This is a genomic window from Flavobacterium sp. LMO6 (assembly GCF_009495795.1).
Lineage (GTDB): Bacteria > Bacteroidota > Bacteroidia > Flavobacteriales > Flavobacteriaceae > Flavobacterium.
Genome location: NZ_WIBH01000002.1, coordinates 1 through 12948 on the forward strand (window position 1 = coordinate 1; position 12948 = coordinate 12948).

The following is a 12948-nucleotide window of genomic DNA, read 5'->3' on the forward strand; positions in this document are numbered from 1 at the left end:
TCTACTCCTTAAATTATTGCAATTATTATTTAAAGGAACTTTTTCAGTGCCCTCAGTAAAACGAGTAATTTTTTCCATCAAAACTAAAATCGTATGTTGTTTTATAATATTGTAAATACACTGAAACGCTCACCACCAAAACCACTCCAATGATATCGAGATATTTACTATTGGTAATACTTTTGATGGTAGCGATGGTGTTCTGCATATTACTCTTTTGTGAAGTTGAATTTCATTCCGCCTTGATTTAATATAAAGGAGTTGTCTCCAAATACCATTTCAATTCCAGCTGCTGCAAAAACGAAAGTCTTTTCTTCTCTAAATGTTAGTGGAAAGGCGCCTTGTCCTGTAGCTTGAGCGAATAATTCGCCATTCTTTTCAGAAACGGTAATTTTCAAAGGAATTTCTTTTGAAGCATAAATTCCAGTAAATTTTGCTAATTCTGCTTTGTCCATTTTCATGAATTGTGGGAACGGGAATGGTATTTTGTAGTAAATACTCAGGATTCCAATGATAATATCATTTTGCACAAAATTATCGCCATTGGATATTATAGAAAAACTCAATTTTTCAGTTGGATAATAACCTAACATCGAACTGAAATTCTCAATTCTTCCGCCATGACCATAAAATCGTCTTTCACCAAAAGGAAACTGAATTAATGCTTTTCCGTAACCTTCTTTTATTTCTTTCATTTGGTCTAAAGAAGTTGGACTAACTAATTTTCCATCGAAAAGGGCATAAATAAACTTCGTTAAATCGGCTGGAGTTGAAGTAATTCCGCCAGAAGCAAACGCTATGGAATTGTGGTTTTCATAAGATTTCACCCAATTGGTTCCATCAAAATAATAGGAATAACTTTCTTTGTTTGCTGTATTTGTAGCCTCTTCTCTGAAATAAGTGGTTGGAACAAAAGCTTTATTAGTAACCGCGCCTTTAGCTGTCATTTCGGTTTTATCTTCAAAAGTTCCTAACTCCGCTTTTTTTACGATGCGATTTAGTAAATTTTCCTCGTATGATTTTTTTGTCAACTTTTCGATGATGCAGCCTAAAATAAAAAAGTTTGAATTGCTGTATTCGTATTTGCTTCCAGGCTCAAAATTCGATTTATAAGTTGTAATTACTTTTAAAATATCTTCTTTTGAATGTTTTTTGTCAATTACTTTATGAAATGTTGAATCTTGGTTAACAAAATCCACAATTCCGGTTCTGTGATGTAATAAATCGTAAATCGAAATCTTTTCTGAATTTGGCATTTTCGGATAAAAACGATTCAATTTGGTTTGAAGTGTCAATTTTTTCTCTTCAATCAATTGCATGATCATAACAGCGGTGAAGGTTTTAGAAATCGAACCTATTTTATAACGTGTTAAACGATCGGCTTTGATGTTCTTTTCTACATCGGCAAAACCATACGCTTTATTGAAAACCACATTTTCACCTTCGCGAATTGTTAACGAACCCATGAATTTGTTGTTTTCATTCAAATAGTTTAGCAAGCTATCAATTCGTGTGAATTTATCTTGCGCAAAAGTGAAAGTAGAAAAGGCAAATACAAAAAAGAGTAATTTTTTCATAAGATTCTGTTTTTCTAATTAGTAGTTGAGATTTTATTTTGTTACTGATTTTTAATTTTTTTGAATTCTAAATACGAATACACAATAGGAACAATCGTAATAACGGCAGTAATTCCTAAAAAAGTATAAACTTGAATTTTATTTGGCAACACAAATGTCATTGCCATTAAAAGTCCGCCAACAAACCATAATTTTCCTCCCATTACATGCGTTTTTTTCCAAACATCTTCGTTTTCTAATGTCCAAGGCGTTTTAATGCCAATGAAATAATTCGGTTTTATGGTTTTAAAATAATTTCCTAAGAAAGCAAAAAGTAAGCCAACCAATGGAAAAATCAAAACTGGATTACTCGTTTTTTGTTGTACACTATATAAAATGTAAATCGCTAAAGCCGACATGAATAATGCTAAAATTAGGCGTAAATTATTCAGTTTGTTACCCATGTTTTGCAATTTTTGTTTTGGATCTATGTACGGAATTATTAAAAAGATGAAATAGCTAATTCCAGTTAGCATGAAAATCATTAATAAAAGTTCGTTTTTATCGCCATAACGATCAATTTCTCCAGCACCATTCCAATGCATTGGAACACTTTCTGGTAAACTTTTCCAAATGTAAGCCAAGTAAACAAAAGGCAACAAAGCGACAGCAATAAACGGAATTTCTTTTTTAAACTTCTCCATACTTTATTTTTTTAGAGTAATAATCCATTGTAAAATATCGTCAACAATTGTAGTGTTCAACGAATAGACTACAAATTGTCCTTTTTTTTCGCTCGTGACTAAATCGGCACGTTTTAAAATATCTAAATGATGCGAAATACTAGGTTTTGAAATATGAAATTGGTCCGCAATATCGCCAGCTGTCATTTCCTGTTTACGCAGCAATTCCAGAATATCTCTTCTGGTTTCGTCGTTCAAGGCTTTGAAAATTGCGTTCATATTAATTTATATATTTAGACAAATATCTAAATATTATTTGAAATGGCAAAATGTTTTAAAAAAAATAAACCCGATAGGTTTTGAAACGTATCGGGTTTGTTGTATTATTTTTGAGATTTAAATTTCAAATAAATGGAATTTATAAAAATTAGTAGAAAAAGAAAAGTTGAAATTAAAAGAAATTTGTCAATCAAATCTATATTTAAGTAACCATTTTGAAATAAACAACAATAAGAAATTCCTAAAAAGAATAAAATAGATAAAATAAAATTCGTTTTTGCTTTAAAAATTGCCAAAAAACTAAAACCCAAGAAAAAAGCTAATAGAAAATAAAATAAAAAAAAACTAAATCCGCTAAAATCATAAGCCCAACCAACTGTTTTATTAATTCCATAAACTCCTTTTCCATTTGGTTTTAGAATGAATATAAAAGGTATTAGACTAATCAAGTACATTTTAGTTTCAAAAATAAATTTTATTTTATTAATCATTTTATTTTATTAATCATTTTATTTTATTAATCATTTTGTAATTATTATGAAATTTCTCCTTCGTTGAAATGACAAAACCATTCAATCTGCCAACTGCTACTGTCCACTGACCACTAATCAATGCGCTTCCAACCAATTTTTACCCAATCCAATTTCCACATCTAACGGAACTGCCATTTTGAAAGCATTTTCCATTTCGTGTATGATCATCGGTTGGATTTTTTCTAATTCGGAGTTGTGCACGTCAAATACTAATTCGTCATGTACTTGTAGTAGCATTTTTGATTTCCATCCCGAACCTTCGGGATCAGAAGTCAGTTTTTTGTGAATGTTAATCATCGCAATTTTGATGATATCCGCAGCCGAACCTTGAATTGGTGCATTCACTGCATTTCGTTCCGCACCTCCACGAACAATTGCGTTGGCTGAGTTGATGTCTTTTAAATAACGTCTTCTTCCTGAAATAGTTTCAACATAACCATTTTCTCTAGCAAAATCCACTTGCGAAGTCATAAACGATTTTAATTTTGGATACGTTTGATAATAGGCTTCAATCAATTCCGCACTTTCTTTTCGAGATAAGTTAGTTTGGTTGCTCAATCCAAATGCCGAAACACCATAAATAATTCCGAAGTTTACAGTTTTAGCATGACTTCTTTGCTCTTTTGTTACTTCGTCTAAAGGCACATTGAATACTTTTGCAGCCGTACTCTTGTGAATATCTTCGTTGTTTTGAAACGCTTTAATCATGTTTTCTTCGCCACATAAAGCGGCAATGATGCGTAATTCAATTTGTGAATAATCGGCAGAAAGTAGTGTGTAATTTTCATCACGCGCAATGAAGGCTTTTCTAATTTGTCTTCCTCTTTCGGTACGAATCGGAATGTTTTGTAAGTTTGGATTATTCGAACTCAAACGACCAGTTGCAGCCACCGTTTGCATATAATCGGTATGCACTCTCCCTGTTTTTTTATCGACTTGGTTAGGCAACGCATCAATATACGTGCTTTGCAATTTTACCATTTGACGCCATTCTAAAATATCGCGCACAATTTGATGTTCGTTGGCCAAATAACTCAACACTTCTTCACCAGTGGCATATTGACCGGTTTTGGTTTTCTTTTGTTTCGCTCCACCAATTTTTAGTTTGTCGAATAAAATATCGCCTAATTGTTTTGGAGACGCCAAATTGAATTTCTCACCCGCAGTTTCGTAAATTTGTTGTTCAAACGCATCAATTTCTTTTTGCATGTCAACCGACATATTTTTTAGAAATTCAACATCCAAACGAATACCTTCTTTTTCCATGTCAGCTAAAACAGGAACTAGCGGAATTTCGATTTCGTCAAACAATTTTTTTGTTCCTACCTTTTCCAAAATTGGTTGGAAATGTTCCTTCAATTGAAAAGTAATATCAGCATCTTCGGTAGCATATTCTTTAATGTCTTCCAAAGGAACATCGCGCATCGACAATTGATTTTTTCCTTTTTTACCAATTAAAGTTTCAATTGATTTTGGTGCATATTTCAAATACGTTTCCGACAATACATCCATATTATGACGCATATCAGGATTAATCAGATAATGCGCAATCATGGTGTCGAATAATTTTCCTTTGACTTGAATGTTATAATTCGAAAGAATTTTCAAGTCGTATTTCATGTTCTGACCAATTTTTTCAATGGTTTCATTTTCGAAGAATGGTCGAAATTTTTCAATTAATGTTTGCGCTTCTTCCTGATTTTCGGGAAACGGAACATAAAATCCTTTTCCTTTTTCGAAAGAGAATGACATTCCTACTAACTCGGCATTCAAAGCGTCAATTCCAGTAGTTTCTGTATCAAAACAAACCGAAGTTTGATTTAATAAATTCTGTAACAACAATTTTACAGGTAAATCGCCTTGAACAATTTGGTAGAAATGTGTCGTATTTTCTAAAGTTGCATAATACGAATGATTCGCCGTTGGTTCATCCGATTCGTCACTAAAACCGAACAAATCGAATTGGTCTTCGTTTGATTTTTTGGCTGGTGCTTTTTTAATGGGTTGCGGAATTTCAGAAGTATTTCCGTTGGCATCAATTTCATCATACTCTTTTCCAGAGCCAAACAATTTATCAAATTGCGCTTTCATTTGACGGAATTCTAATTCCTGAAATAACGCATCGGTTTTCTCTACGTCGGGTTTTGATAATTCGTAATCGTCAGCATCAAAAGTCACCGGACAATCGAGTAGGATAGTGGCTAATTTTTTGGATAAAATTCCTAACTCTTTGTTGGCTTCGATTTTGTCTTTCATGGCACCTTTTAGCTGATGCGTGTTCGCTAATAAGTTTTCTAATGTGCCATATTCGGCTAAGAACTTCTTCGCTGTTTTTTCACCCACGCCTGGTAATCCCGGAATATTATCGGCAGAATCGCCCATCATTCCTAAGAAATCAATTACTTGATCAGGACGTTCGATTTCAAATTTTGCTAAGACTTCGGGAATTCCCCAAATCTCGATATCGTTCCCCATTCGGGCCGGTTTGTACATGAAAATATTTTCCGAAACCAATTGAGCAAAATCCTTATCTGGCGTCACCATGAACACTTTGAAACCTTCTTTTTCGGCTTGTTTGGCTAACGTTCCAATTAAATCATCGGCTTCAAAACCCGCTTTTTCGATAATTGGAATGTGCATAGCGCGCAACAATTCCTGAATATAGGGAACCGCAATTTTAATCGCTTCAGGTGTTTCATCACGGTGTGCTTTGTATTCTTGATACATTTCAAAACGATAATCGCTTCCTCCTTTATCAAAAGCCACCGCTAAATGATCTGGTTTTTCGCGTTTAATTACATCCATTAAAGAATTCATGAATCCCATAATAGCAGAAGTATCCATTCCTTTAGAATTGATACGAGGATTTTTTATAAAAGCATAATACCCACGAAAGATAAGCGCGTAGGCATCAAGAAGGAAAAGACGTTTTTGTGACATTGTTCTGAAATTTCATTTAAAATGTAAAAGTACAATTCTTTGATTAAAAAAACTTTGTTAAAATTCATTTAATATAGCATCAATTTGTGCAACTTGTCCCTTACTTTGCATAAAATATCTTAGAATGATTCGTTGGGTTATCTTTTTACTATTTGTAGCAATACTTGAAATTTATGCTTTTCAGGCGTTTAAAACATTAATTAGGTCTAAAGCTTTTTTTGTTTTTTATTTTATTACTTCTGTTATCGCTTTGGTTTATATAATTTATCAATTGTATCATTTTGATAGAAGTGTTGGGCAAACACCAAAAACCATGATGACCATGGGTTTGTTGTTGTTGCTTTATGTGCCAAAATTATTATTGACCATCATTTTGTTTGGAGAAGATATAATTCGTTTTTTTTCAGGAATAATTTCTTTGATATCTAAAAGTAATACGGAAGGTTTTTTACCCGAAAGAAGACGTTTTGTTAGCCAAATTGCCCTTGGAATTGCAGCTATTCCGTTTGCCTCTTTTTTATACGGTATTACTGTTGGAAAATATAATTTTAAAGTAATAAAACAAACGTTGTTTTTTCCTGATTTACCTGAAGCTTTTGACGGAACCACAATAACGCATATTTCAGATGTACACAGTGGAAGTTTTGATGATGCAGATAAAATTCAGTATGCGATTGATTTGATTAATGAACAAAATTCGGATATGGTTTTGTTTACAGGTGATATTGTAAATACACATGCTACCGAAATGGATCCTTGGATTGCTACTTTTAAAGGAATTCATAACCCAAAATTTGGTAAGTTTTCTATTTTAGGAAATCACGATTATGGTGAATATATAGATTGGAATTCACAAAGTGAAAAACAGGCTAATTTTGAAGGAATAAAGGCTATTCATAACAAAATTGATTTCAAATTATTGTTGAATGAGCATGTGAAAATCAAAAAAGATAATCAAGAATTAGCCATCGTTGGTGTTGAAAATTGGGGAAGAAAATTTGGTGAACGTGGTGATTTGAATTTAGCTTCTCAAGGTTTAACCAAAGAAGATTTTAAAATTGTAATGAGTCACGATCCAAGCCATTGGGATGAGAAAATTCAGCACGATGAAAACCATTATCATTTAACATTATCGGGTCATACACATGGTTTGCAATTTGGAATAGAAATTCCAGGTTGGATTAAATGGAGTCCTATACAATATGTTTATAAACAATGGGCTGGATTGTATGAAAATGCAGGAAGGTATATTTATGTAAATAGAGGATTTGGCTTTCATGCTTATCCTGGACGAGTAGGAATTATGCCCGAAATTACAGTTATTCAACTAAAAAAAGGAGAAAATGTAGCGTAATTCAGTAAAAATGCTACATTTGTATATTATTTTCGAGTTAAAAATAATTTTTTTGATACTAATAAATTCAATTTATGTCAAAATTTGGAGAACTTATCGATGCTCAAGTACCTGTGCTTATCGATTTTTTTACAGAGTGGAATGAACCTTCAGTAGCTATGAACGAAGTTATTCGTCATGTAGCAGCAGCCTTAGGAGATAAAGCTCGCGTAATTAAAATTGATGTGGATAAAAATCAGGAATTAGCAGATGCACTTCGTATCAAAGGTTTACCTACTTTAATGATTTATAAAGAAGGTCAAATGGTGTGGAGACAAAGTGGCGAACTTGATGCCAATACTTTAATCTCTTTAGTGCAAGAACAGGCTTAACCCTAAATTGCGTTTAGGATACTAGTTGTAGTAAATTTATTTTATTACATCAAAAACAAATCCCTTATTTCTTAAGAGTTGTATTGCTTTTGGCAGTGCATATTTTAGATTTTTTTCTGCTTTTAAACTATCGTGAAAAACGATAATACTTCCTTGTGCTGTATTTGAAATTACGTTTTCTAAACATTTTTCTTCAGAAATGGCAGAGTCAAAATCGTAACTTAATACATCCCACATAATTATTTTGTAGCCTAATGTTCTGATTGCTTTTGATTGGCTTGGTTTTATTTTTCCGTAAGGAGGACGAAATAAAAATGAGTGTTCAGTGTTCAGTTTTAAGTGTTCAGTTTCACATAATTTAAAATTCCCTAAATAGCTTTTTGTGTTGGTTTTCCAGCCGTTTAAATGGTTGAAAGTGTGATTTCCTATTTGATGCCCTTCAGAAAGTATTTTTTTATAAACTTCAGGATGTTTTTGTATGTTATTGCCAATACAAAAGAAAGTTGCTTTAATGTCTTCCGATTTTAAAACATCTAAAACCCATTCGGTAACCTCTGGAATTGGGCCGTCATCAAATGTTAAATAGATTTTTTTATCTGAATTTGGAATTTCCCAAATCTGATTATAGAAAATCTTTTTAATTAGTTTATTTGTTTTTACCCAGTTGAAGTTCATAATGTAAATTTACTACAAAAAAAATGTTCCAAAAGAATTAATTCTCTTTTGGAACATTTTGAATGGTTAAAAATTAGTTATTCCATTTTTCTTCCAAAACGTTTGAACATTTTATTGAAATTATTGAATTTAACTTTTTCTTTGTTATAAAATTCTAAATCTTCAGCAGCTTCTGCTACTTGAATTAAGCTTCTGTATTGTTCAATATCAGACATAATGTCCATGGCACCAAAATTTTGTTCGCTTGGTTTCCATCCGTTATAGTACGTTAGATTTTCTTGGTATTTTTTAATTACTTCAGAAATAATTGCTCTTGCTTTTTCCTTTTTACCCACTTCATAATAACCCATTGCAAATGGCTCTAGCATATAATAATATTCAAAGTATTGAATTGGCATTTTTTCCATTGCTAAGTCAATTACTTTTTCTGCTTTATCTAGTTTTTCTTCGTTAATTAAAGTTTCTACTAAACGAGCTAAATTAGTTCTATAGCTTATACTGTTTTTACGAGTTTCTACATCATGGTAAATAATTGATTTTCCACTATTTCCCCAATCCCATTTCATTACAATATTGTACATTTTGTCAGAATCAATCATTCCCATTTTCATTGGACTAGGAGATTCTGCTGGAGTTTTGATGGGAACCAATTTAAAGCACATTCCGTCTAATTGAAGATAATCTTTCATCCAAAGGTAGTCATCTTCACCAAAACTACCTCCAGTAAAGTAAATAGGGCGCTTCCAGTTGTTTTGATTTACAATGTCTAACATCATTAATCGGTTTTTGTACAATGCCTTATCTTTAATTTCAAATTCAATAGCGGGTACGATTGAATCATAGAATTTTTCAGAAACTACTTTATTTTTAATTATTGTTTCTTTATCAATAGGAATTATAACTTTTTTAGAAGGGAAATAATTCGCTTTTTTACCGTTGTTTAATTCAATTTTAGCGCGCTCATCATCTAGTGAAATAAACTTAATCATTTCATCTAATAATAGAGGGTCTTTAGTTCTTTCAACATATAAACTATAATCTCTATTACTTCCTTTGTATTGCTCTCTATTAAATGAACTTGGAATTGGTTCAGAATCATGAGATTTCATTTTCATTTGATCGATGTACCAATCGGTCATAAACAAACTTGTGTTAACTATTCGAATATCGGTTCTGTATCCTTCAATTTCTTGCATGTACCAAAGAGGAAAAGTGTCATTATCTCCAATGGTAAATAAAATTGCATTTGGTTCACACGAATCTAAATAAGCTTTTGCCATTGTGTAGGCTGTATCTTTATTAGAACGATCATGGTCGTCCCAATTTTGAGAAGCTAATACTACTGGCGAAGCTAATAAAGTAGTAGTAAGTACTACTGCAATAGCTATTTTAGGTTGAATATAGTTTTTTAGAGTATCGAAAATGGCGTAAATACCATAAGCTATCCACATAGCAAATACATAGAACGAACCTACTAAGGCATAATCTCTTTCTCTAGGTTCAAATGGTCTTTCATTTAAGTAAATTTTTAGCGCTAATCCGGTAAACAAGAATAAGACAAGTAAAACATAAAAACTTTTTTTATCTCGTATAGCGTGAAAAATGAAACCAATAAGAGCTAAAAGTAAAGGAATTCCATAGTAAATATTTCTTCCTTTATTGTTTTTCATGTCTGGAGGAAGGTTTTTTTGAGTTCCTGTAAAAACTTCATCAATTAAATTAATTCCTGTTAGCCAGTTTCCGTTACTATTGTCATATTTTCCTTGAACATCACTTTGTCTTCCGGCAAAATTCCAAAGTAAATATCGAACATACATGTATACAAATTGATACTGTATCATAAATTTCATGTTATTAAAAAAAGTAGGTTTGTCTACGATTAAATAGTCACCATATCCTTTTAAGAATTTGTCATAATCGCCTTCATCAATTTCTCCCGCTTCATATGCTTTTCTAAATTGTGTTACAATTTCCACTAATTCATCTTCATGAGCATACTCAGGATTAATTCTAAACTCTAAAGGTTCAGTAAAAATCATGTAATTTTCTCTATGCTCATTGCTCCACATTCTAGGTAAAAACGCTTTATGTGCATCATCTGTGTTATGTTTTGCATTAACATAGTCGTTGGTAATTATGTATTTTTTTGTTTTGTAATCTCGTTCATAATTAGGTTTTTCATCTAAATATGGAGTTACAGGGTCTAAGCCAGAGTATGTGTCAGAAAATTGTGGTCCATAAAACAATTTTTGTTCACCATATTGTTCGCGATTATAATAAGCTAAAACTTCAGCAGCATCAGAAGGCTTATTTTCATTAATTGGTGTATTTGCATTAGCTCTAATGGGTAACATCATCCAGGTTGAAAATCCAATTAAAATAAAAAGTGTAGCTAAAATTAAAGTATTATAAAAAACATGTCCTTTTTTCTTTGTGTAATTTAATCCAAAATAGAAAGCAGCAACAATTAAAATAAACGCAAAAATAGTTCCTGAGTTGAATGGCATTCCAAGGCTATTTACCATGAAAATTTCTATTTTACCAAAGAAAGCCAACGTGTAAGGAAGTAAAAGTTTAAATATAAATAGTAAGATGGCTACAATAACAACGTTTGCAATTAAAAAACTTTTAACTGTAATGTTGTGGTATTTTTTAAAGAAATATAAAAATCCAATAGCAGGAAATGCTAACAAAGCCATGAAGTGAACTCCAAACGAAAGACCAATTACTAAAGATATAAGTAACAACCATTTGTTTCCTCTTGGCGTGTTAATTTCTTGTTCCCATCTTAATCCTAACCAAAATAATAGAGCAATCAAAAATGTTGCCATGGCATATACTTCTGCTTCTACAGCATTATACCAAAAACTATCGGTAAAGGCAAAAGATAAAGAAGCAATTGTTGCGCTTCCTAGAATAATAATAGAATTATTAGCTGAAAGTTCGGTTTCTTTACTAATTAGTTTTTTTAATAAAAGGGTCAACGACCAAAACATAAAAAGAACTGTAAATGCACTAGAAAATACAGAAAGGTAGTTTACCATTAATGCAATTTTATCTGGACTAAATGCAAACATGGCAAAAAATGCTCCTAGCATTTGAAATAAAGGAGCTCCTGGTGGATGTCCAACTTCTAAATTGGCTGATGTTGCAATGTATTCGCCACAATCCCAAAAACTCAAGGTAGGTTCTACTGTTAATGAATAAGTAATTAATGCTACCATAAAAGTAGCCCAACCCAAGATGGTGTTCCACTTTTTAAAGTTGAATGAATTCATATTGTATTTTGTTTTTCTAGATTTTCCTACAAAGAAACTATTTTTTTGTTTATTATATTAGTTAAATAAATATTTTAATATTTTTTTTAGAAAAATTTGCAGAATAGAAAATATGTTTTACATTTGCACTCGCAATCGAAAAGGTTGTTAGGTATTGGCCCATGGTGTAATGGTAACACTCCGGTTTTTGGTACCGTCATTCAAGGTTCGAGTCCTTGTGGGCCAACAAAACTCCACTTAGTAATAAGTGGAGTTTTTTTATTTTTATAAGTCTCTAGTTCACTATAAGTTAACATAAAAAAAGACCACAATCGTGGTCTTTTTTTATTGGTTAAAATCTCAAAAAATTAGATTTTAAATGTAATAACAGGTCTTTTAGCGTGGTTTACTAAATCTTCACTAATACTTCCGTTGAAGAAGTGAGATAAACCTTTTCTTCCGTGTGTGCTCATTCCGATAATATCAGCATCGATGCTTTTTGCAAAATGTAAGATTCCTTTTTCTACATTTACATCATTGTAAATATGAGTAGAATAGTTGTCAATTTTAAAGTTTGCAATAAACTCATCCATTTGTTTTTGAGCTACTTTAGTAGATTTAAAGTTGTTTGGAGTATTGATGTTTGCTAAATAAAGGTGAGAACCAAATTTATTTACAAATTCAACTACTTTTTCAAATGGTTTTTTTATTTCGTCTGAAAAATCAGAAGCGAATACAAATTTAGAAGCGCTGAAGGTATCTTCTTCGCGTTTGATTACTAATACAGGAACATCAGAATTTCTTACTACTTTTTCTGTGTTAGATCCAATGAACATTTCTTGGAAACCATTAGCGCCATGAGAACCCATAACAATTAAATCAGCATTATGAGCTTCACCATTTTTAATGATTCCTTCAAAAGCCATTTCAAATTGAATAATTCTTGAAATTTTAACACCATTTAAGTAGTCAGCGTCCATTAACTCGTCTAATTTGGCTACGGCTGCATTTTTAAAGAACATCAACTCTGGAATATCATGAGCTCTTGAAATAGCGTCATTTCCAGATGTTGGTAATTCTAACATGTGAACTAAAAAGATTTCGCCGTCATTTTTTTTTGCAATTTGTGCTGCTACTTTTAATGCGTATTCTGCGTGTTTTGAAAAATCTGTAGGTACTAAAATTCGTTTCATAAGTTTGTTTTAGGTTATTTTAAAAGTGTAAAATGAATTACACCATAAAAGTACAAAAAATATCCAAACTGACAATCTTTTTTTTAATTCAAAAAAATTTGTATATT

At 31.8% G+C, this 12948-nt stretch carries 10 protein-coding genes and 1 tRNA gene; 3 read left to right on the plus strand and 8 right to left on the minus strand.

Going from position 1 to position 12948, the window contains the following annotated elements:
• Positions 1 to 52: 52 nt before the first annotated feature.
• The 5 genes from GFJ99_RS02570 to polA all read right to left on the minus strand — a co-directional run bounded on the left by GFJ99_RS02570 (position 53) and on the right by polA (position 5991).
• Positions 53 to 208 carry a hypothetical protein gene (locus GFJ99_RS02570; protein WP_153207415.1) on the minus strand — a complete coding sequence of 52 codons (156 nt, stop codon included), beginning with the start codon at positions 206 to 208 and terminating at the stop codon, positions 53 to 55.
• A 1-nt stretch (position 209) separates the two neighbouring features.
• Complete coding sequence (locus GFJ99_RS02575; RefSeq protein WP_153207416.1) at positions 210 to 1577, minus strand: serine hydrolase; 1368 nt, start codon at positions 1575 to 1577, stop codon at positions 210 to 212.
• 41 nt (positions 1578 to 1618) lie between these two features.
• Positions 1619 to 2260, minus strand: coding sequence for an SdpI family protein (locus tag GFJ99_RS02580; RefSeq protein WP_153207417.1), 642 nt, complete (start codon positions 2258 to 2260; stop codon positions 1619 to 1621).
• A gap of 3 nt (positions 2261 to 2263) precedes the next feature.
• The gene (locus GFJ99_RS02585) at positions 2264 to 2518 is read right to left on the minus strand and encodes an autorepressor SdpR family transcription factor (protein ID WP_008256034.1); all 255 of its coding nucleotides are present in this window, start codon (positions 2516 to 2518) and stop codon (positions 2264 to 2266) included.
• Between the two features lie 608 nt (positions 2519 to 3126).
• Positions 3127 to 5991 carry a DNA polymerase I gene (gene polA, locus GFJ99_RS02590; protein ID WP_153207418.1) on the minus strand — a complete coding sequence of 955 codons (2865 nt, stop codon included), beginning with the start codon at positions 5989 to 5991 and terminating at the stop codon, positions 3127 to 3129.
• Between the two features lie 124 nt (positions 5992 to 6115).
• Between polA and GFJ99_RS02595 the strand changes: the two genes are divergently transcribed.
• Positions 6116 to 7345 carry a metallophosphoesterase gene (locus tag GFJ99_RS02595; RefSeq protein WP_008256041.1) on the plus strand — a complete coding sequence of 410 codons (1230 nt, stop codon included), beginning with the start codon at positions 6116 to 6118 and terminating at the stop codon, positions 7343 to 7345.
• A 74-nt stretch (positions 7346 to 7419) separates the two neighbouring features.
• The gene (locus tag GFJ99_RS02600; protein WP_008256043.1) at positions 7420 to 7716 is read left to right on the plus strand and encodes a co-chaperone YbbN; all 297 of its coding nucleotides are present in this window, start codon (positions 7420 to 7422) and stop codon (positions 7714 to 7716) included.
• 36 nt (positions 7717 to 7752) lie between these two features.
• Here the strand turns inward: GFJ99_RS02600 and GFJ99_RS02605 are convergent, their stop codons facing one another.
• Together GFJ99_RS02605 and GFJ99_RS02610 are read right to left on the minus strand one after the other, a co-directional pair.
• Positions 7753 to 8391, minus strand: a complete 639-nt coding sequence (locus GFJ99_RS02605) for a polysaccharide deacetylase family protein (RefSeq protein ID WP_153207419.1) — start codon at positions 8389 to 8391, stop codon at positions 7753 to 7755.
• 77 nt (positions 8392 to 8468) lie between these two features.
• Positions 8469 to 11669 carry a DUF2723 domain-containing protein gene (locus tag GFJ99_RS02610; RefSeq protein ID WP_153207420.1) on the minus strand — a complete coding sequence of 1067 codons (3201 nt, stop codon included), beginning with the start codon at positions 11667 to 11669 and terminating at the stop codon, positions 8469 to 8471.
• A 155-nt stretch (positions 11670 to 11824) separates the two neighbouring features.
• Here GFJ99_RS02610 and GFJ99_RS02615 point away from each other — a divergent pair.
• A tRNA-Gln gene (locus GFJ99_RS02615) sits at positions 11825 to 11895 on the plus strand.
• Between the two features lie 121 nt (positions 11896 to 12016).
• Here the strand turns inward: GFJ99_RS02615 and GFJ99_RS02620 are convergent.
• Positions 12017 to 12841: a universal stress protein gene (locus GFJ99_RS02620; protein ID WP_153207421.1), complete on the minus strand. Its 825-nt coding sequence runs from the start codon at positions 12839 to 12841 to the stop codon at positions 12017 to 12019.
• Positions 12842 to 12948 lie beyond the last annotated feature (107 nt).

Coding starts and splice junctions, on each gene's coding strand:
- GFJ99_RS02595 (WP_008256041.1), top strand. CDS start 6,116: ATGATTCGTTGGGTTATCTTTTTACTATTTGTAGCAATACTTGAAATT.
- GFJ99_RS02580 (WP_153207417.1), bottom strand. CDS start 2,260: ATGGAGAAGTTTAAAAAAGAAATTCCGTTTATTGCTGTCGCTTTGTTG.
- GFJ99_RS02600 (WP_008256043.1), top strand. CDS start 7,420: ATGTCAAAATTTGGAGAACTTATCGATGCTCAAGTACCTGTGCTTATC.
- GFJ99_RS02610 (WP_153207420.1), bottom strand. CDS start 11,669: ATGAATTCATTCAACTTTAAAAAGTGGAACACCATCTTGGGTTGGGCT.
- GFJ99_RS02585 (WP_008256034.1), bottom strand. CDS start 2,518: ATGAACGCAATTTTCAAAGCCTTGAACGACGAAACCAGAAGAGATATT.
- GFJ99_RS02570 (WP_153207415.1), bottom strand. CDS start 208: ATGCAGAACACCATCGCTACCATCAAAAGTATTACCAATAGTAAATAT.
- GFJ99_RS02620 (WP_153207421.1), bottom strand. CDS start 12,841: ATGAAACGAATTTTAGTACCTACAGATTTTTCAAAACACGCAGAATAC.
- GFJ99_RS02575 (WP_153207416.1), bottom strand. CDS start 1,577: ATGAAAAAATTACTCTTTTTTGTATTTGCCTTTTCTACTTTCACTTTT.
- polA (WP_153207418.1), bottom strand. CDS start 5,991: ATGTCACAAAAACGTCTTTTCCTTCTTGATGCCTACGCGCTTATCTTT.
- GFJ99_RS02605 (WP_153207419.1), bottom strand. CDS start 8,391: ATGAACTTCAACTGGGTAAAAACAAATAAACTAATTAAAAAGATTTTC.